The sequence below is a fragment of the Kitasatospora sp. NPDC092948 genome (assembly GCF_044754805.1).
GTDB lineage: Bacteria > Actinomycetota > Actinomycetes > Streptomycetales > Streptomycetaceae > Kitasatospora.
Window position 1 is genome coordinate 357,838 of sequence record NZ_JBIVPU010000003.1, and the last position, 19,450, is coordinate 377,287.

Here is a 19,450-nt window from a genome sequence, read left to right on the forward strand (position 1 = left end):
GCACTAGGCTCGACCGCATGACCGAGCACCAGCTTTCCCACGGCTTCGAAACCCTCGCCATCCACGCGGGTCAGGAAGCGGACCCCCGGACCGGGGCTGTCGTGACGCCGATCTACCAGGTGTCCACCTACAAGCAGGACGGCGTCGGCGGACTGCGCGAGGGCTACGAGTACAGCCGCTCCGCGAACCCCACCCGCACCGCCCTGGAGGAGTGCCTGGCCGCGATCGAGGGCGGCGCCCGCGGCTTCGCCTTCGCCTCCGGCCTGGCCGCCGAGGACACCCTGCTGCGCACCGTCCTCAAGCCCGGCGACCACATCGTGATCCCCAACGATGCCTACGGCGGCACCTTCCGGCTGTTCGCCAAGGTGCTGAGCCGCTGGGGCGTCGACTTCTCCGTCGCCGACACCCAGCACCCCGAGAAGGTGCGCGAGGCGATCCGCCCCAACACCCGCGCGGTGTGGGTGGAGACCCCGTCCAACCCGCTCCTCGGCATCACCGACCTGACCGCGGTCGGCGAGATCGCGCACGCCGCCGGCGCCCTGCTGATCGTCGACAACACCTTCGCCAGCCCCTACCTGCAGCAGCCGCTGTCGCTCGGCGCGGACGTCGTCGTGCACTCCACCACCAAGTACATGGGCGGCCACTCCGACGTGGTCGGCGGCGCCCTGGTGGTCGCCGACGCCGGCCTCGCCGAGGAGGTCGCCTACCACCAGAACTCGATGGGCGCCGTGTCCGGCCCGTTCGACGCCTGGCTGGTGCTGCGCGGCATCAAGACCCTCGGCGTCCGGATGGACCGGCACTCCGACAACGCCGCCCGGATCGCCGAACTGCTCTCCGCCCACCCGAAGGTGACGCAGGTGCTGTACCCGGGCCTGCCCACCCACCCCGGGCACGACATCGCCGCCAAGCAGATGAAGGCGTTCGGCGGCATGGTGTCGTTCCGCGTCGCCGGCGGCGAGGAGGCCGCCGTCGAGGTGTGCAACCGCGCCCAGCTGTTCACCCTCGGCGAGTCGCTCGGCGGCGTCGAGTCGCTGATCGAGCACCCCGGCCGGATGACCCACGCCTCCGCGGCCGGCTCCCCGCTGGAGGTGCCCGCCGACCTGGTGCGCATCTCGGTCGGCATCGAGTCCGCCGCCGACCTGCTCGCCGACCTGGAGCAGGCGCTCGGCTGACCCGCCCACGGGCGGTTCGACGGCGGCGGTGCGGACCGCCGTCGAGCCGCGGGTGGGGCAACGGCGGCTGCCCGGGCCGCCGTTGCCCCGCCGACGGGCGCGGACTGCGGCTCGGGCAGTGCCGGGCGCGGGCTGCGGCTCCGAGCTGCGGATCCGGGCGGGGCCGGGCCGGGGTCAGCGCCGGTTGCGCAGGCCGTCGTTGAACCGCGCCAGCAGTGCGCAGAACACCGCGCGCTCGTCCGGCGTCCAACCCGCCGTCAGTTCGGCGATCAGCCGCCGCCGCTGCTCGCGCACCTGCGCCAGCCGGCCGGCCCCCAGCGGGGTCAGCGCGAGCCGCACCGTGCGCCGGTCCGCCGGGAACGGCACCCGGGCCAGCAGCCGTTCGCGCAGCAGCGGCGCGGCCTGCCTGGTCACCGTGGAGGAGTCCACGCCCAGCGCGGCCGCCAGGGTCTTCACATTGGCCGGCCCGCCGGCGGCGAGCTGGTCCAGCAGCAGGAACGCGGCCCGGTCGAGCTCCCCGACGGCACTGAGCCGCCGGGCGAACACCGCGACCTGGTAGGGGAGTCGGCAATCGGGGTCGGGGGCGTCGGGCACGTCGGGCGGGGGAAGGCTCATCGCGGCTCACGGGGGTGCGGGCGACTCGTGCCCAGCAGCGTACGCGCGCCGGGCGAACACCGGAACCGTCGGGACCTGGCCCTCTCTTGCGGATCTTGTCGGATCAGCGCGCGGCGGCGGGCGCCCGGCTGGGCGTGCCGCCGGAACGTCCTCGTACTGGGTGTACTTGGATGTTTCGGCGGTGCGTCCAGGCGGGATGATCCGGCGTCGCGCGCCCGGCAAGATCCGGAAGAGAGGACCTAGGCTGATCTTCATGCAGAACTGGCCGATCACGCTGGACGACGTCCGGGGCGCACAGAAGATGCTTGCCGGGGTGGCCCGGGTCACGCCCATGCAGAGCAGCCGCCACCTCTCCGGGGTGGCCGGCACCCCCGTCCACCTGAAGTGCGAGAACCTTCAGCGCACCGGCTCGTTCAAGCTGCGCGGCGCCTACCTGCGGATCGCCGGGCTGCTGCCGGTGGAGCGGGCCGCCGGGGTGGTCGCCGCCAGTGCGGGCAACCACGCGCAGGGCGTGGCGCTGGCCGCCGCGCTGCTCGGGGTGCGCTCCACCGTCTTCATGCCGCTCGCCGCGCCGCTGCCGAAGGTCGCCGCCACCCGCGAGTACGGCGCCGAGGTGCGGCTGCACGGCGCCAACGTCGACCAGGCGCTGCAGGCGGCCCGCGAGTACGCCGATGCCACCGGCGCGGTCTTCATTCACCCGTTCGACCACTGGGACGTGATCACCGGCCAGGCCACCGTCGGCCTGGAGATCCTGGAGCAGTGCCCCGAGGTGCGCACTGTGCTGGTCGGCACCGGCGGCGGCGGGCTGCTGGCCGGCGTGGCGATCGCGATCAAGGCGCTGCGGCCGGACGTCCGGGTGATCGGCGTGCAGGCGGCCACCGCGGCGGCGTACCCGCTGTCGTTGGCCGCGGGCCGGCCGGTCTCGTTGGAGCGGTTCTCCACCATGGCCGACGGGATCATGGTCGGCCGCCCGGGCGACATCCCGTTCGAGGTGGTCAACTCCCTTGCGGACGGCGTGCGGACGGTCTCCGAGGACGAGCTGTCCCGGGCCCTGCTGGTCGGCCTGGAGCGCCTCAAGCTGGTGGTCGAGCCGGCCGGTGCGGCGCCGATCGCCGCGCTGCTGGCCGAGCCGGGCCGGTTCGAGGGCCCGGTGGTCGGGGTGCTGTCCGGCGGCAACATCGACCCGCAGCTGATGCAGCGGGTGCTGCGGCACGGACTGGCCGCGGCCGGCCGCTACCTGTCGCTGCGGGTGCGCCTGGCCGACAAGCCGGGCGCGCTGGCGGACCTGCTGGGCGTGCTGACCAGGGTCGACGCCAATGTGCTGGACGTCGCGCACGTGCGGATCGACCCGCAGTTGGGCCTGACCGAGGTCGAGGTGGACCTGCACCTGGAGACCAAGGGGCCGGAGCACTGCGCGGCGGTGATCGGGGAGCTGCGCGAGGACGGCTACGTGGTCTCGCACTGAGGCCCGGCTCACTCTTCCGGTTGACGCGATATATCGCGAGTGGCAGCATCTTGCGATGTATCGCGAGCTTGCCGCCGGCGGGCTCGGGTAACAAAGTGGATGATCTGCGCCCAAAACAGACTCGTCCACCGACTTCGCCACCCGACTCCAGGGAGATGAGGCAGGACCATGGCGGCAGCCATCGAAGCCGAGAACCTGGTCAAGACCTTCGGTGACGTACGCGCCCTCGACGGCGTCAGCCTCGACGTCCCCGAAGGCACCGTGCTCGGACTGCTCGGCCCCAACGGCGCCGGCAAGACCACCACCGTGCGCGTCCTGACCACCCTGCTCCAACCCGACTCCGGCCGGGCCACCGTGGCCGGCCTCGACGTCCTCAAGCACCCCAACCGGGTGCGCAGCCTGATCGGACTGTCCGGCCAGTACGCCGCCGTGGACGAGTACCTCACCGGCCGGGAGAACCTCCAGATGGTCGGCGAGCTCTACCAGATGAGCGCCCGCGACGCGAAGAAGCGGGCCTTGGAACTGCTGGAGTGGTTCAACCTCTCCGAGGCCATGGACCGCACCGCCAAGACCTACTCCGGCGGCATGCGCCGCCGTCTCGACCTGGCCGCCGCGCTGGTGGTCCGCCCGCCGGTGATGTTCCTCGACGAACCCACCACCGGCCTCGACCCGCGCAACCGGCTCGCCCTGTGGGAGGTCATCGAGACCCTGGTCGAACAGGGCACCACCCTGCTGCTCACCACCCAGTACCTGGAGGAGGCCGACCGCCTCGCCCACGACATCGCGGTGGTCGACCACGGCAAGGTGATCGCCCGCGGCACCGCCGACGAGCTGAAGGCCCAGATCGGCGGCGAACGCATCGAGGTCGTCGTGCACCGCCCCGACCTGATCCCCGAAGCGGTCGCCGCGCTCACCCCGTTCGCCAAGGGCGACCCGGCGGTGGAGAAGAACACCCGCCGGATCACCGTCCCGGTCAGCGGCGGCGCCAAGGTCCTCGCCGACGCCATCCGCGAACTGGACGCCCGCTCCATCGAGATCGACGACATCGGCCTGCGCCGCCCCACCCTCGACGACGTCTTCCTCTCCCTCACCGGGCACGCCACCGAGGACGAGACCGTCGCCGACGAGGGCGGGCAGGCGGCGAAGAAGGGCCGGCGCGGCCACGGGAAGGACGCCTGAGATGACCACTGCCCTGCCCGACGCGGCGATCGGCCCCGCCCCCGTCACCCCCCGCCGAGGCGTCTCCGCCACCCTGCACGACTCCTGGGTGGTTGCCAAGCGCAACCTTCGCCGGATGACCCGCATCCCCGAGATCGTCGTCTTCGGGCTGATGCAGCCGGTGATGTTCGTACTGCTGTTCTCGTACGTGATGGGCGGTGCGATCGCCATCCCCGGCGCGCCGCCCAGCCACGACGTCTACATCCAGTACCTGATGGCCGGCATCTTCGCGCAGACCGTCACCTTCGCGGTGGCCGGCGCCTCGGCCGGCATCGCGGAGGACATGACCAAGGGCCTGGTCGACCGGTTCCGCTCGCTGCCGATGTCCCGGGCCGCGGTGCTCACCGGCCGCACCCTCGCCGACCTGGTGCAGACCGCGTTCACCGTGGTCGTGCTCGCCCTGGTCGCGCTGCTGGTCGGCTGGCGGATCCACGACGGCTTCCTGAAGGCACTCGCCGCGTTCGGCCTGCTGCTGCTGCTCGGCTACGCGTTCTCCTGGATCGGCGCGCTGATCGGCCTGTCGGTGCGCAGCCCCGAGGCGGCCACCTCGGCCGGCCTGATCTGGCTGTTCCCGCTGACCTTCATCTCCAACGCCTTCGTGCCGGTCAGCTCGATGCCGGGCTGGCTTCAGCCGATCGCCTACTGGAACCCGTTCTCCGCCACCGTGCAGGCCTGCCGCAGCCTGTTCGGCAACCAGCTCGGCCCCGCCCCCGACGCCTGGCCGATGCAGCACGCCGTGCTGGTGTCGATCGGCTGGTCGCTGCTGATCATGGCGGTGTTCTCCTGGCTGTCGGTGCGCAAGTACCGGCGCGCCGCGGGCTGACGCTCCGCAGTGCGCAAGTGCCGGCGCGCCGCCGACCGACGGTCCGTGGTGTGCGAGCACCGGCGCGCCGCCGGAAGAACGGCGGACGGCCGCTCCCCCCACCCGGGGGAGCGGCCGTCCTGGTGCGTGCCGTCGGTCAGCCGGAGAACGGCTTGGCGTCGACGATCTTCACACTGGCCTTCTTGCCGTTCGGCAGTTCGTACTGGGCGTCCTCGCCGACCGACTTGCCGGTGATCGCGCGGCCCAGCGGGGACTGCGGCGAGTACACGTCGATGTCGCCGTCGGTGACCTCGCGGGAGGCCAGCAGGAACTCCATGGTGTCGTCCAGGTCGCCGTCGAAGGCCACCTTCACCAGCATGCCGGGAGCCACCACACCGGAGTCGGCCGGAGCCTCGCCGACCTTCGCCCGCTCCAGCAGCTGCGACAGCTGGCGGATCCGCGCCTCGGTCTTGCCCTGCTCGTCCTTGGCCGCGTGGTAGCCGGCGTTCTCCTTGAGGTCGCCCTCCTCGCGCGCCGCCTCGATCTTCTGGGCGATCTCGATGCGCCAGGGCCCGGTCAGGTGGTCAAGCTCGGCCTTGAGCTTGTTGTAGTGGTCCTGAGTGAGCCAGGTCACGTCATCGTTGGTCTGGGTCACAGGGTGCTCCTCGTCGGTGCTGGCGCTGCTGCGAGGGTGGTTCGGCAGCAGTGGTCGATTTTCTGGGCAGATGCAAAGCAACGCCCGCTTCCGTGCCATTCGGCAGGGAAGGGGCGAAATCACGAGCCTAACAAGTTCCCCGCGTGGGCGGGAAGGGCTGCGGGCGCCGAGAGCGTCCCGCTCCCTCGACTATGCGCTCGAAAGGGTGAGCGGAGCAAAGGCCTTTCGGCCTGTCGGGGCAGGGGCTACTTCTTGTCGGGGGTGCAGCCGAGCAGCTCGGCGGTGGTGCCGCGGGAGGTGGTGCGGAGCGTCACGACCTTGTCGTAGCTGGTGCCCTCGGCCGGGATCTGGAAGTCCGACTGGCCGACCACCGCGCCGTCCGTGCCCTGCGAGCGGACCGTGCACACGCCCGAGACGCCTTCGCCCTTGCGGACCGACAGCTGGAGCTGCACCTCGCTGTCGGACACCGACTGGAAGGTCGGCACCGCGCCGTTCAGCTTCGTCTCGCGCAGCAGGTACGAGGCGCCGAGCCAGGCGATCAGGCCCACCATCAGCACGCCGAACACCACGCCGGCGATCCGCAGCCGGCGGTCGGCGGTGCGGTCGTCGGCCCGGCTGTAGCGGCCCGCCGGGGGCGCCAGGGGCGGCTGGGGCGTAGGGCTCTGGTCCATGGTGCGGCTCGGTCCTTTCGCGGAGGAACGTTCGGCCGTCCGCGGGAATGGACGCGCCCTCCAGTCCGTCACTATAGGAGGGGCACGTCCGCGCCACAGGCGGCGGGGGAGCCGGCCCGATGAACCGGACACACCTGTACCTGGAAGGGACCCAGGCGTTGAGCGAGCAGTTGCGGTTGATGGCGGTGCACGCGCACCCGGACGACGAGTCCAGCAAGGGCGCCGCCACCATGGCGATGTACGTGGCCCAGGGGGTGGAGGTCCTCGTCGCCACCTGCACCGGGGGCGAGCGGGGGTCGATCCTCAACCCCAAGCTGCAGGGCGACCCGTGGGTCGAGGAGAACATCCACGAGGTCCGCCGCAAGGAGATGGACGCCGCCCGGGAGATCCTCGGCGTCCAGCAGGCCTGGCTCGGCTACGTCGACTCCGGCCTCCCCGAGGGCGATCCGCTGCCCCCGCTGCCCGAGGGCTGCTTCGCCCTCGAGGACGTGGACGTGGCCGCGGGCGCCCTGGTCAAGCTGATCCGCGAGTTCCGTCCGCACGTGATCACCACGTACGACGAGAACGGCGGCTACCCGCACCCCGACCACATCATGACCCACAAGATCAGCATGGCGGCCTTCGAAGCAGCCGGGGACCCGGACGCCTACCCCGAGGCCGGCGAGCCCTGGCAGCCGCTCAAGCTCTACTACAACCACGGCTTCCCGATGGGGCGCATCCGCGCCCTGCACGCCTACCTCACCGAGCACGGCCACGACTCGCCCTACGGCGAGTGGATCGAAGGCTGGGAGAAGTCCGGCCGCGCCGAGCGCGAGATCACCACCCAGGTCGCGTGCGGCGAGTACTTCGAGATCCGCGACAAGGCGCTGATCGCGCACGCCACCCAGATCGACCCCGACGGTCCCTGGTTCCGCGTCCCGATCGACATCCAGCGCGACGTCTGGCCCACCGAGGACTACGAACTCGCGAAGTCCCTGGTCGACACCGACCTCCCCGAGACCGACCTGTTCGCCGGCCTCCGCAAGTAGCCCCGTACCACCCCCCGGTGACCCGGCCCGCGTAGGGCCGGGTCACCATGGATGAATGAGCACCCCCGTGAACGTCACCCAGCTCGCCGCCGACCTCGCCCTCGACGAGACCAAGGTCACCCCCGGCCTCCTCGGCTTCGTCGTCTTCGCGGTCCTCGGCATCGCCACCTGGTTCCTCCTGAAGTCGATGAACGCCCGCTTCAAGAAGATCGACTTCACCGAGCAGCCCGACCCCAAGGACGACTGACCACGGCTTCGGCGAGGACCTGCACGTCACGTTCGTCCGGGCCGGTCGGCGCACGGCGGACGCCGTGGCGATCCAGATCAAGGACGGGGTCGCGACCCGCACGCGCCGGGGACACCGCGTCAGGGCCGGTGATCACGGGGACAACTGGCGCGACGGCATTCCGCCCGTGCTGTGCGTTGTTCACGACCCCGATCGGGGCGGGCTGTTCCGGGCGCATGCCACTCGCCGGCTCCGCCGTGCCCAGGCGCTGAGGAACACGCCGAAGTCGATCGTCGTCCAGGCCGAATCACGGCTCGACGACGACTCCCTCCCCGCCTTCGTGGAGGGCATTCGCACCTGTCTCCCCTGGGAACGGCAAGGCGTCGCCAGGTGGGCGGACATGGCTGACGTCGAGTTCGCGAAGAGCGACATCGTGAAGTCCTTCGTCAACGACTGCGGCGAGCCGGTACTTCGACCCCTGACCGGTGCTGAGACCGGTCCCGAAGGTGGGCGGGATCACCGCAGAGGCGCACTGGCTGATGGCCTGCTTCAAGACCACGGAGCGGTTCCGCCGCGAAGCGGCGAAGCCGACCTCCCCGACCGCGTAGGCGGCGCCGTGCCCAGCACCGTGCGGTCGCCGGCCCGGGTGGTGAGCAGGCCACGGAAGCGCAGCCTGTTCTTCGAAGCCGAGACCCGCGGTGGTTCGACGACGATCGGCAGCCGGAGGTAGCTGAGGAGGGCCTCGGCGATGCCGGCGCGGCGCTTCATGCCGCCCGAGTAACCCCCTTCGGCTTCCGGTTGGCGACATCGCCGAGCGGGACGAGTTCGAGGACCTCCCGGATGTGGGCGCGTCGATCGGTGACGCCCTTGAGCAGCGCCGGGCGGCCGAGGAGTCGGCGAGTCGTCGGGTCCGGATGCGGGCCGAGCTCCTGGGGCCAGAGGTCGGGAGTCCCGATCCACGGTGGGGGTGCTACGAGGTGAGGCTCTCGCTCCGCCCCGCCGGGCCGCGCCCGCCGGGGGCCACCGGGTCCAGTGACCTGCGGGCCGGCCGGCGCTCCGGGGCGCCGATCCGGGCGTGGCGGAAGACGAGTTCGGCCATCCGCCGCTCGGGGCCCCGGCGGCGCAGGAGCAGGTGGCCGACGAAGGCGGCCGGACCGAAGAACACCTGGGCGGGGATCAGCGCGGCGGGGTGCCCGGTGACCGCGTCGATGATGTGCAGGGTGGCCACCGGGGCCACGGCGCCGAAGAGCACGACCAGCGCGATCCCGGTGCGCAGCCCCGCCTTGCCGTAGGCCTTGTAGGCGGCGGTGGTGAAGAGGGCGTAGGCCAGCAGGTCGCCCATGCCGAGTACGGCGCCGAGGTTCTCCCCGACGCGGAGCCCGGCCGCGGGGGCGAAGGGGTAGCCCTGGATCGCGTCGGACAGTTCCTCGGTCAGCGGGACGACCCAGGCGAAGAACGCGTCGTAGGCGGCGAGCGCGAGCAGGAACCACGCGACGTTCTTCAGCCGCATCCCGCCCTGGACGTTGATGTTGGTGGCGGAGACGACGACCAGGCCGACGACGCAGCTGTTGGCGATCCAGTAGGGCGCGGCGGTGTCGCCGAAGGCGAGGTGGGTGCCGAGCACGGCCGCGATCAGCGTGGCGATCAGCGCCCAGCGCAGCCGTCCGTTGCCGATGACGGGCTGGTAGCCGACGGACAGCCCGCCTGCGAAGGCCACCGCGAGCACCACCGGCAGGACCGCACCGGGCAGCGCCAGGTAGAGGTACGGCAGCGCCAGGACGAAGCCCATCATCATGAAGATGTCGGCGCCGTTGAAGACGCCGATCGGCGGCCGGGGCGTGCGGACGGTGCGGAAGTAGCCGACGGCGCCGGCGCAAACCGCGAGCGCCAGGGCGCAGCTGACCGCGAGCTGGAAGAAGACCGTCATGCGTGGCTCCGGGTGAAGGTGTGCTCCAGCAGGTCGCAGCGGAGCGGGAAGCGCAGCGCCGCCTCCGCGTCGTCCAGTGGCAGGACGGTGACGTCGGCGTCGATGCCCTCGGCCCGCAGCCGCATCGTCACGTCGGCCGCGCCGAGTTCCTTGGAGACGACCTCCACGTGCAGTCGGCCCCGGGCGGTGACTTCGGCCCGGTGCCGCAGCGGCCACGGCAGGCCGGGGGTGCCGTCCAGCGCCTCGACGAGGTCGCGCGGGGTGACGACGGCGTCGCCGGTGCGGTGGAGCTGTCCGGCCTTGCCGAGGATGTGGGAGACGGCGGGGACCGAGGCGAGTTCACAGGTGGGTTCGCCGTCCAGGGTGCGGACCACGTCACCGGTGTTGTACCGCAGGACGGGCATGCATTCCCGGTAGGGGAAGTACGGGGTGACCGTCAGCTCGCCGAGGCGGCCGGGCCCGGCGGGCTCGCCCGTCTCCAGGTCGAGGACCTCCGTGTACCCCATGTTGGGGTCGATGTGCAGGTGGTGGTGGGTGCAGGTGCGGCCGCTGACGGGCAGCAGCTCGGTCATTCCGAAGGAGTCGCCGACGGTGCGTGCTCCGAAGGTCTCGCGGAAGGCGGCCGCCAGGTTCCGCGACAGCATCTCCCCTCCCGCGTAGACCGCGCGCAGCCCGAAGTCCTGCGGGCCGTATCCGCGTTCGCGGGCGACGCCCACCATGCGGGCGAGGTAGCTGGGGTTCCCGGTGAGCACCGTCGGTCGGGGGCCGGAGCGGCCGAGCAGGTGCTCGACGGACTCCTCGGGCGGGATCTGCCCGACGACGTGACAGGCGGCGTTGGCGAGGCGGCACACCTCGACGTCCTCCTGCACGGCGGCGGTCGCCCGGGAGCTGAGGTTGATCTGCATCCGGTCGCCGGGGCCGAGGTCGCCGCGGAGCACCAGGGACAGCGCGATCAGGGCGGGCCACAGCTCCATCTCGTATCGGGAGAGCCAGATCTGGACCGGCGCGCCGGTGGTGCCGGTGGTCTGCGTCGCCAGGTATGGATCGCTGCAGAGGAAGTCGGCGGGGCGGGCGATCAGGTCGGCCTTGCGGGTCACCGGGATGCGGGTGAGCGTCTCGGTCGTGATCCCGGCCGGGTCCACGCCGGCGAGCCGTTCCCGGTAGAAGGGCGAGCGTGCGGCGAGCCTGCGCACGGTGCGCTGGAGCGCCCGGTTCTGCAGGTCGCGGCGCTCGGCCGGATCGGTGAACGGTCCGTCGGCCAGTTCGTCGACGTCATCGCCGAGCGAGCCGAACTCCTCCAGCGTGACGAGCGCGTCGGCGACCAGCCGTTCCACGGCCCGTACGTTCAGCCGGCGGCCGAACACCATGGCCGTGGCCACCTGTACCTGCCGGACAGCGGTCTCCAGCACTGATGCCTCCCTCGCACCTCGAACAGGACGAAGGGGTGGGGGCGGCGAGCCGCCCCCACCCCCGGGGTCTACGTCAGCTGGCCGAGCAGGCGCCGAAGAAGACGGCCGTCAGCGCGCCCATGACGTACTTGAACTGCTTGGCGCTCGTCTTGATGGAGCTCATATCTGCCTCCTTGTGTGGTGCGAGTGGACGGCCGCCTGATCTCCGCAGGAGCTCCGGCGTTCCGTTCCCGGATGAAAAACACAGTGGCGCGATCATCGCGAGCGGGCAATGATCGGGTCCGTTCAACGGACCGGTGACTGAAGGGAATCGATTCCGAAACCCCAACTGACCTGGTCCGAACGGGGAGTTGTGGGGCCGTCCGATCGGCGGCCCGGCATTGGAGGGGGGCCCTCATGGCGAGATCCGGCGCCGAGGGGCGCGGCGTGCTGGACGGCGCGTTCGCACTCATGGAGGTACTCGCGCACAACGACGAGGTGGGGCTGACCCGGCTGGCGAGCGACGCCGCACTGCCGAAGGCCACCGCCCACCGGCTGCTCGGGCAGCTGGTCGCGCTGGGCGCGGTGCAGAGTCACGAAGGCCGCTACCGGCTGGGCCCGCGGACGTTCCGGCTCGGGCAGGCCTGGCATCCGGCGCGCACGCTGCGCGCCGCGTCGGCCCAGCCGTTGCGGGAACTCGCGGCGGTCGGCGGCGGGGTGAGCCTGAGCCTGTCGGTGCCCGAAGCGGGACACATCATCGTCGTCGGGGGCATGCGGGGCGAGGTGGACGAGGTCTTCCCGCTGTACTCCGGGGTCGTCCTGCCGCCCGGCAGCGCGGCCGAACTGGCCCTGGCGGCGGCCGCCCCGGTGCCGAAGCGGCCCGCCGGGTGGACGGAGGCCGCCTGGGCGCGAGAGGTCGCCCGAGTCCGGGACCGGGGGCTCGCGTTCGACTACGAGCAGTGCGTGGATTCGCTGTCGTGCGTGGCGGCTCCGGTGTACTCGGCGTCCGGCGAGGTGGTGGCCGCCGTCGCGGCGACCGCCCTCGACGCGAAGCTGATCCCCCCGCTGGCCGACGCCGTGAGCCGCGCGGCGTCGATGATCAGCGGGAGGCTGGTCCGCCGCCCGGAGCCCGCACCCAAGCCCCGCAGGGCCGCCAGGCCGGCCCTGAACCGGACCGTCAAGGGCTTCGCGGCCCCGGCCGACCCGCCGCAGACCCGGCGGACGGTGCAGACATCCCGCTGCCCCGGCCGCGCGTGCTCCGCACCGCCGGAGCCGTAGAGCTGACGCCAAACCCCCATGACCCACCCGAAAGCCGTTGACAGGTCGGCGGTCGTGATCGTGCGACGATGCCAGCGTGAATCGTCTCGCGGGCGCGACGTCGCCGTATCTGCTGCAGCATGCCGACAACCCGGTCGACTGGTGGCCCTGGGGCCCCGAGGCGTTCGAGGAGGCGGAGCGGCGCGGGGTGCCCGTGCTGCTGTCGGTCGGTTATGCGGCCTGTCACTGGTGTCACGTGATGGCCCACGAGTCGTTCGAGGACGAAGCGACCGCCGGGTTCCTGAACGAGCGGTTCGTGGCGGTGAAGGTCGACCGGGAGGAGCGGCCGGACGTCGACGCGGTGTACATGGAGGCGGTGCAGGCGGCCACGGGGCGGGGCGGGTGGCCGATGACCGTGTTTCTGACGCCGGAGAAGGAGCCGTTCTACTTCGGGACGTACTTCCCGCCGGAGCCGCGGCACGGGATGCCGTCGTTCCGGCAGGTGCTGGAGGGCGTGGACACGGCGTGGACGGGGCGGCGGGCCGAGGTTTCGGAGGTGGCGGGGCGGATCAGCAAGGACCTCGCGGAGCGGGCCTCGGTGTACGGGGTCGGGAGCGGCATCGCCCAGCCGGCCGGTGAGGGGGAACTGCACGCGGCGGTCGTGGAGTTGACGCGGTCGTTCGACGATCGGCGGGGCGGGTTCGGCGGGGCGCCGAAGTTCCCGCCGTCGATGGTGCTGGAGTTCCTGCTGCGCCACCACGCCCGGACGGGGTCGGAGGCCGCGCTGGAGATGGTGCAGCGGACCTGCGAGGCGATGGCCCGCGGCGGGATCTACGACCAGCTCGGCGGCGGGTTCGCCCGCTACGCGGTGGACGCCACCTGGACGGTGCCGCACTTCGAAAAAATGCTGTACGACAATGCGCTGCTGCTGCGGGTGTACCTGCACCTGTGGCGCGCCACCGGCGACCGGCAGGCCCGCCGGGTCGCGCTGGAGACCGCCGACTTCCTGCTGCGCGAACTGCGCACCGAGCAGGGCGGGTTCGCCTCCGCGCTGGACGCCGACTCGCTGGACGAGGCGAGCGGGAAGACCGCCGAGGGCGCGTACTACGCGTGGACGCCCGGGCAGCTGACGGAGGTGCTGGGGGAGGCGGACGCCGCCCTCGCGGTGGAGCTGTTCGACGTCACCGGCACCTTCGAGCACGGCAGTTCGGTGCTGCAGCTCCCGCGCGACCCGGAGGACGCGGCGAAGTACGGGGAGATCCGGCAGAAGCTGACGGAGGCCCGCGCGCAGCGTCCCGCCCCGGCCCGCGACGACAAGGTGGTCGCGGCCTGGAACGGCCTGGCGATCGCCGCCCTCGCCGAGACCGGCGCGCTGCTGGAGCGCCCCGACCTGGTGGAGGCCGCCGAACGGGCCGCCGACCTGCTGATCGCCGTCCACCTCACCGCCGACGGCCGGCTGCTGCGCACCTCCCGGGACGGTGTCGCGGGCGCCAACGCGGGCGTGCTGGAGGACTACGCGGACACCGCCGAGGGCTTCCTCGCGCTGTACGCGGTCACCGGCGAGGCGTCCTGGCTGCAACTCGCCGGGGAGCTGCTCGACCTGGTGCTGCTGCACTTCACCGACGAGGCGTCGGGCGCGTTGTACGACACCGCCGACGACGCCGAGCAGCTGATCCGCCGCCCGCAGGACCCCACCGACAACGCCGCCCCGTCCGGGTGGACGGCCGCCGCCGGAGCACTGCTCACGTACGCCGCGTACACCGGCTCCGCGCGGCACCGCACCGCCGCGGAGCGGGCGCTCGGCATCGTCTCGACGCTCGGCACCCGCGCGCCCCGGTTCATCGGCTGGGGACTGGCCGTCACCGAGGCGCTGCTCGACGGGCCGCGCGAGGTCGCGGTGGTCGGCCCGGCCGGAGACGCCGGACGCGCCGCCCTGCACCTGGCCGCGCTGCGCTCCACCGCCCCCGGCGCGGCGGTCGCGGTCGGCGAGGTCGGCGACACCGAGGTGCCGCTGCTCGCCGACCGTCCGCTGCTGGACGGCGAGTCCGCCGCGTACGTCTGCCGGCACTTCGCCTGCGAGCGGCCCACCGCGGACGTCGCCGAGCTGACGGAGCGGCTGCGCGCGCACTGACGGAAGGGCGGCGCCGTCGGCCGGAAAGCGGTGGTCGGCGGCGCCGCCGGTGGGGGAGGATGCGCCATGGGCTGGACACTGACCACATCACTGGACGACTTCCGCAGCGCAGCCGGGGAGTTCCTCGCGGCCGACCCCGTCGAGAACACCGTGCTGCTCACCATCCTCGACCGCCTCACCCGCGACGGCCTGGACGCGTACGGCGGCCGGCCGCCGGTCTTCGGCTGGTGGCACGGCCCGGACGGGGCCGTCGCCGGGGCCTGCGTGCGCACCCCGCCGTGGGGGCAGCGGCTCGGCCCGATGCCGGTGGCCGCCGCCGAGGAGCTGGCCCGGCGGCTCGCCGCCGACGGCGAACAGCTCGACTCGGCGGCCGGCGGGAGCGTCGCCGCCCTCGCCTTCGCCGCCGAATGGCACCGGGTCACCGGCATCGACTGGCACCTGGAGCGGAACGAACGGCTGTTCCGGCTCGATGAGTTGACGCCCCCGCCGACCCCGCCCGCCGGCCGCGCCAGGCTCGCCGGGCCCGCCGACCGGGAGACCGTCGCCCGGTGGCTGGTCGACTTCTGCGTCGAGGCCGAGATCCGGCCGCCCGCCGACCCGGCGGCCGACGCCGACCAGCGGATCGCCGCCGAGACCCTGCTGCTGTGGGAGACCGAGGACCACCGGGTCGTCTCGCTCGCCGGGGCCAGCCCCGCCGTCGCCGGGATGTCCCGGACCGGCCCCGTCTACACCCCGCCCGCCGACCGCGGCCGCGGCTACGCGAGTGCCCTGACCACCGCCGTCACCCGGCACGCGCAGTCCCGCGGGGCGGACGAGGTGCTGCTCTACACCGACCTGTCCAACCCGGTCAGCAACGCGATCTACCAGCGCCTCGGCTACCGGCCCGTCAGCGACGCGGCCGAGGTCGCCTTCCGGTAGGGCGCGGAGCGAGGGCCCCCGGAGAGTCCCTCCCGGGGCCTTTCACCTGCCCGCCTGCCCGGACCCGGACGGGTCGCGGACGGGTCGCCGGCCAGGGGCGCGGTGTCGGCGGGCGCGGCAGGGTGCGGTAGCCCGGGTGGACGCCGGGGGTGAGCTGCTGGGCGGCGATCCGGCCGAGCAGCGCGGTGAGTGCGGTGAGCTGGGCGTGCTCCTCGGGGGTGAGGGCCTGGGTGACGTCCTGCTCGTGGGCCGCGGCGGTCTCACTCCCAGTCCCAGCGCAGCCCGAGCAGGCAGGGCGGCAGCCCCTCGGCGACCAGGTGGGCGCAGTGGTGCCCGTCGAGGGTCAACTCCTCGGTCTCCATGGGGGACTGGCCGGGGGCGCGCACCGTGAAGCGGTCGCAGCGGACGGGCAGGGCGGTCGGGTCGAAGGTCACCTGGAGGACGTACTGCCCGGCGCCCGCGTTGAAGCCGCGCACGTACTCGCGGCTGGGCTGCGGCGACGGCGACTCGTCGAAGCCGTAGCCCAGCAGGTGGGTGTCGCCGGTGCGCAGGCGGCGGTCCAGCAGGAGTTCGGCGACCAGCAGGTGTGCGGCCGGGTCGCGGCGGATCCGGCCGGGCCGGCAGTTCTCCTCGGCCCGGACCCGGACCCGGTCGATGTCGCAGCCAGGGTCGCCCTGGTAGATCGCCAGGTAGCGGTCGATGCCGTCGCGGTGGGCGCGCAGCACGTGCTGGGAGTCGCGGCGCTGCACCCGCCGGTCCGCGCCGACCCGGATCCGTTCGATGTGGGTGACGGTGTGCAGGCCGGTGTCGGGCGGGCCGGAGAGGACGGCGAGCAGGCTGTCCACCGCCTCGGCGGGGGAGATCAGGTCGCGGTAGGGGCGGACCGGCGGGGTGGCCGGGTCGGGGGTGCTGCGGCGGGGGCCGAGCAGCCGGGTGAGCGAGTGCTCGGGCAGCTCCAGGACCTCTTCGAGGACGGCGACGGCGCGCAGCGACTCGGCCCGTTCGGGGCGACGCCGGCCCTGCTGCCAGTAGCTGAGGCTGGTGACGCCGACGTGCACGCCGCGCTGTGCGAGGCGTTGGCGCAGCCGGTGCAGCGTCAGGCCGCGGGCGGCGATGGCGGCCCGCAGGGCCAGGTGGAACGGTCCGGTGCGCAGGGCGAGGGCCAGTTCGGACGGTGCGGTCGGCTGCGGCAAGTCCACCTCCTCAACTGAGCGTGAATATTCACACCTTGTGGACGGCTTGTCACCGCCCCGGTCGATATCCGCGCTGCCCAGCAGGGCCGCGTTCACACCCCGCGGGGGCCGTTCACAGCTCGACTCCGGTGCGCGGTAAGGCCGTTGACCGTCCGGTGTCAACGGTCGGATGCTCGTCGGCAGCGGGTCCGGACGCCGCCCCCACATCCACTCCTCGCCCCTGCCAGGAGGACATCCCCCATGTCACCCACCCCGATGCGGTTGCGTCGGACGGTCGCCGCACTCGCCCTGGGCGTCCTCGCCCCGGCGCTGAGCGTCGCCGCCACCACTCCCGCCGCGGCCGCCCCCGCCCCCGTCCCCGTCGCGGTACGGCCCGCCGCCGCGGTGCAGCCGCAGGCCCCCGTACTGGCCGGCACCGCGCGCACCCTCAACATCACCATGCAGGCCCAGCAGCAGACCAACTGGTGCTGGGCGGCGTCCGGCAACACCATCGCCGCGTACTACGGCTACAACTACAGCCAGAACGCGTTCTGCAACGCCGCGTTCGGCCGCTCCACCAGCTCCACCTGCCCGAACAGCCAGGCCAGCCTGGCCGAGGTGCAGAACGCGCTGTACGCGATCGGCATCAGCCCGGGCTCGTACGTCAGCGGGTACCTGCGGTACGCCACCGTGCAGGGCGAGATCGACGCCGGCCGGCCGGTGGAGACCCGGATCCAGTGGAGCTCCGGCGGCGGCCACATGAACGTGCTGTACGGCTACGACAGCGGCAACAACTGGCTGTACTGGGGCGACCCGTGGCCGTCCGACTACCGCTACAACTGGGGCGACTACAACTACTACGTGAGCAACGGGTCGTTCTCGTGGACCCACTCCCTGTACCGGATCGGCGCGTGAGGAGCCCCGTCATGAGCAGCCACCGCGTCCGACTCGCCCGCGCCGCCGCCGCTCTCGCCGCGGCCGCCGCCCTCGGCCTCGCCGTCGCCCCGTCGGCGCAGGCCACCGACCAGCAGCCGGGCGCCGGCGATCTCGCCGCCGCCCGGGCCGCCGCCCAGAACCCGGCCGTACTGGACCGGTTGGGGCACTTCTTCGCCCGGAAGGGAGTGCCGCCGACCCAGCCGCTGGCGCTGAGCCCGAGTCAGGAGGCGCAGGCCGCGAGCGCCGCCGCGCCCCGCCTCACCGGCGACACGGTGCCGGTCCGCACCCTCGACGCCGGGTTCGTGGCCGGCCGGCCCGGAGCGCCGGTCGCCACCGTCGAGTTCACCGCCACCAGGGCCGTCGCCGCCGACGGGCAGAGCGCCTCGGTCTGGACGGCCCGGCAGAACGGCAGTTGGCAGGTGGTCAACATCGCCTCCGGCAGCGACGAGACGGACTACGCGGCCCGGGCCGCCGCCGATGGCGGCACCGCCTTCCGCGAACCGCAGCTGGGCGCCTGGTACGAGCTGAAGGACGGCCGGGTCCTGCCGCTCGACGACACCGCCCGCCGCTCGGTCGGCGCGCACGGTGCCACCGTCGCCGCCTACCAGCAGCTGGTCCACCAGCGGTACGGCGACAAGCTGCCCGGCTCCGCGTACGACACCGCCGGCCGGGCGGGCGGCTTCCAGGCCGACCCGGCGGCCGCGCCCGGCCGCGCCGCGCCGCTGCTCACCGCGGGCACCGCGCTGGGCGCGACCGCCCTGGCGGGCGTGGTGATCGGGGTGCGCAGCCGCCGCCGGAAGGCCTAGACGGCGCCGGAGAGGGCCGCGCCGGGGTCGGCCCGCTCCGCGAAGGTCCGGCGGTAGGCGAGCGGCGAGACGCCGATCGCGGAGTGCAGGTGCTGACGCAGCGACACCGCGTTGGCGAAGCCGACCCGGCCGGCGATCTGGTCGACCGTCAGATCGGTGGCTTCGAGCAGGTGACGGGCCAGGGCGACGCGCTGCTGGGTGAGCCAGCGGCCGGGGCTCTGGCCCGTCTCGTCGTGGAAGCGGCGGGCGAAGGTGCGGGCGCTCATCGCGGCGTGCCTGGCCAGTTCGGCGAGGGTCAGCGGCAGGTGCAGCCGGGCCAGCGCCCACTCGCGGGTGGCGGCGGTGCCGGTGGCCCCGGCCGCCGGGACGGGGTGCTCGATGTACTGGGCCTGGCCGCCGTCGCGCCACGGCGGGACGACGGCCAGCCGGGCGGCGTGGTTGGCGAGGGCCGAGCCGTGGTCGCCGCGCAGCACGTGCAGGCACAGGTCGACGCCGGAGGCGGCGCCGGCCGAGGTGAGGATGTCGCCGTCGTCGACGAACAGCACGTCCGGGTCGAGCCGTACCCGGGGGAAGAGCGTGCGGAAGTGGTCGGCGAGCGCCCAGTGCGTGGTGGCGCGCCGGCCGTCCAGCAGGCCGGCGGCGGCCAGCACGAACGCGCCGGTGCAGATCGAGATCAGCCGGGTGCCGGGCCGGATCAGCGCCAGCGCCTCGGCCACGCCGGGCGCGAGGGTGCCGGTGGCGAGGGTTAGGTCGAACGGCGGGACGACCACGCTGTCGGCCGTGCGGAGGATCTCCGGGCCGTGCGCGACGGTGATGGCGAAGTCCGCGTCCGAGCGCACCGGCTGCCCGTCGACGGTGCAGGTGGCCAGCTCGTAGCGGTCCCCGGCGGCGGCGAAGACCCGCCGGGGGATGCCGAGTTCGAAAGGGTAGACGCCTTCGAGGGCGAGCACCGCGATCCGGTGCGGCGGCGTCTTCGCGGGGTTCGGCACGGCGGCCTCCTGGCAGGATCCCATCGGACGGTGACCATCATGCCACTGCCGGGGGCGTCCCCGACGGGCAAGGC

The 19,450-nt window shown here is 73.1% G+C and carries 19 protein-coding genes; 12 read left to right on the forward strand and 7 right to left on the reverse strand.

The features are described 5' to 3' along the window. The first annotated feature begins 17 nt into the window (after window positions 1-17). Entirely contained in the window at window positions 18-1,172 is a 1,155-nt protein-coding gene (locus tag ACIQF6_RS11145; protein WP_400892949.1) for a cystathionine gamma-synthase, read from the forward strand. Window positions 1,173-1,346: 174 nt separating this feature from the next. Here ACIQF6_RS11145 and ACIQF6_RS11150 read toward each other — a convergent pair whose 3' ends face one another. After that, entirely contained in the window at window positions 1,347-1,787 is a 441-nt protein-coding gene (locus tag ACIQF6_RS11150; RefSeq protein WP_400892952.1) for a MarR family winged helix-turn-helix transcriptional regulator, read from the reverse strand. 253 nt (window positions 1,788-2,040) lie between these two features. Between ACIQF6_RS11150 and ilvA the strand changes: the two genes are divergently transcribed. From ilvA to ACIQF6_RS11165, 3 genes are all read left to right on the forward strand, one after another. Next, window positions 2,041-3,252 (forward strand): threonine ammonia-lyase, encoded by a 1,212-nt coding sequence (gene ilvA, locus ACIQF6_RS11155; protein WP_400892955.1) that lies wholly within the window; start codon window positions 2,041-2,043, stop codon window positions 3,250-3,252. Between the two features lie 168 nt (window positions 3,253-3,420). After that, window positions 3,421-4,431, forward strand: coding sequence for an ATP-binding cassette domain-containing protein (locus tag ACIQF6_RS11160; protein ID WP_400892958.1), 1,011 nt, complete (start codon window positions 3,421-3,423; stop codon window positions 4,429-4,431). A 1-nt stretch (window position 4,432) separates the two neighbouring features. Next, window positions 4,433-5,293 carry an ABC transporter permease gene (locus ACIQF6_RS11165; protein WP_400892961.1) on the forward strand — a complete coding sequence of 287 codons (861 nt, stop codon included), beginning with the start codon at window positions 4,433-4,435 and terminating at the stop codon, window positions 5,291-5,293. Between the two features lie 136 nt (window positions 5,294-5,429). Here the strand turns inward: ACIQF6_RS11165 and greA are convergent, their stop codons facing one another. Together greA and ACIQF6_RS11175 are read right to left on the reverse strand one after the other, a co-directional pair. Next, window positions 5,430-5,927 (reverse strand): transcription elongation factor GreA, encoded by a 498-nt coding sequence (gene greA / locus ACIQF6_RS11170; protein WP_400892964.1) that lies wholly within the window; start codon window positions 5,925-5,927, stop codon window positions 5,430-5,432. A 245-nt stretch (window positions 5,928-6,172) separates the two neighbouring features. Beyond that, a complete protein-coding gene (locus ACIQF6_RS11175; RefSeq protein ID WP_400892966.1) occupies window positions 6,173-6,598 on the reverse strand; it encodes a DUF4307 domain-containing protein in 426 nt (141 codons plus the stop codon). A gap of 158 nt (window positions 6,599-6,756) precedes the next feature. On the opposite strand from ACIQF6_RS11175, the gene mca reads away from it, so the two are divergent. From mca to ACIQF6_RS11190, 3 genes are all read left to right on the forward strand, one after another. Continuing rightward, complete coding sequence (mca, locus tag ACIQF6_RS11180) at window positions 6,757-7,626, forward strand: mycothiol conjugate amidase Mca (RefSeq protein ID WP_400893890.1); 870 nt, start codon at window positions 6,757-6,759, stop codon at window positions 7,624-7,626. 55 nt (window positions 7,627-7,681) lie between these two features. Then, complete coding sequence (locus tag ACIQF6_RS11185) at window positions 7,682-7,873, forward strand: hypothetical protein (protein ID WP_400892968.1); 192 nt, start codon at window positions 7,682-7,684, stop codon at window positions 7,871-7,873. 64 nt (window positions 7,874-7,937) lie between these two features. Then, window positions 7,938-8,582, forward strand: a complete 645-nt coding sequence (locus ACIQF6_RS11190) for a hypothetical protein (RefSeq protein ID WP_400892970.1) — start codon at window positions 7,938-7,940, stop codon at window positions 8,580-8,582. A 240-nt stretch (window positions 8,583-8,822) separates the two neighbouring features. On the opposite strand, the gene ACIQF6_RS11195 is transcribed toward ACIQF6_RS11190, so the two are convergent. Next, the gene (locus ACIQF6_RS11195) at window positions 8,823-9,779 is read right to left on the reverse strand and encodes a hypothetical protein (protein ID WP_400892972.1); all 957 of its coding nucleotides are present in this window, start codon (window positions 9,777-9,779) and stop codon (window positions 8,823-8,825) included. Then, entirely contained in the window at window positions 9,776-11,188 is a 1,413-nt protein-coding gene (locus ACIQF6_RS11200) for a phenylacetate--CoA ligase family protein (RefSeq protein WP_400892974.1), read from the reverse strand. The genes ACIQF6_RS11195 and ACIQF6_RS11200 overlap by 4 nt, the downstream gene beginning before the upstream one ends. A gap of 396 nt (window positions 11,189-11,584) precedes the next feature. On the opposite strand from ACIQF6_RS11200, the gene ACIQF6_RS11205 reads away from it, so the two are divergent. The 3 genes from ACIQF6_RS11205 (at window position 11,585) to ACIQF6_RS11215 (ending at window position 15,473) form a co-directional block, all read left to right on the forward strand. Continuing rightward, complete coding sequence (locus ACIQF6_RS11205; protein ID WP_400892976.1) at window positions 11,585-12,445, forward strand: IclR family transcriptional regulator; 861 nt, start codon at window positions 11,585-11,587, stop codon at window positions 12,443-12,445. 76 nt (window positions 12,446-12,521) lie between these two features. After that, entirely contained in the window at window positions 12,522-14,555 is a 2,034-nt protein-coding gene (locus ACIQF6_RS11210) for a thioredoxin domain-containing protein (protein WP_400892978.1), read from the forward strand. Window positions 14,556-14,621: 66 nt separating this feature from the next. Then, on the forward strand, window positions 14,622-15,473 hold the full coding sequence (locus tag ACIQF6_RS11215; RefSeq protein WP_400892981.1) for a GNAT family N-acetyltransferase: 852 nt from the start codon (window positions 14,622-14,624) through the stop codon (window positions 15,471-15,473). Window positions 15,474-15,733: 260 nt separating this feature from the next. Here the strand turns inward: ACIQF6_RS11215 and ACIQF6_RS11220 are convergent, their stop codons facing one another. Next, complete coding sequence (locus ACIQF6_RS11220; protein WP_400892983.1) at window positions 15,734-16,666, reverse strand: hypothetical protein; 933 nt, start codon at window positions 16,664-16,666, stop codon at window positions 15,734-15,736. A gap of 240 nt (window positions 16,667-16,906) precedes the next feature. On the opposite strand from ACIQF6_RS11220, the gene ACIQF6_RS11225 reads away from it, so the two are divergent. Further along, a complete protein-coding gene (locus ACIQF6_RS11225) occupies window positions 16,907-17,560 on the forward strand; it encodes a papain-like cysteine protease family protein (RefSeq protein WP_400892985.1) in 654 nt (217 codons plus the stop codon). An 11-nt stretch (window positions 17,561-17,571) separates the two neighbouring features. Beyond that, complete coding sequence (locus ACIQF6_RS11230) at window positions 17,572-18,387, forward strand: hypothetical protein (protein WP_400892987.1); 816 nt, start codon at window positions 17,572-17,574, stop codon at window positions 18,385-18,387. Here ACIQF6_RS11230 and ACIQF6_RS11235 read toward each other — a convergent pair. Beyond that, window positions 18,384-19,400, reverse strand: a complete 1,017-nt coding sequence (locus tag ACIQF6_RS11235) for a GlxA family transcriptional regulator (RefSeq protein WP_400892989.1) — start codon at window positions 19,398-19,400, stop codon at window positions 18,384-18,386. The two genes, ACIQF6_RS11230 and ACIQF6_RS11235, sit on opposite strands and share 4 nt — an antisense overlap. Window positions 19,401-19,450: the final 50 nt, after the last annotated feature.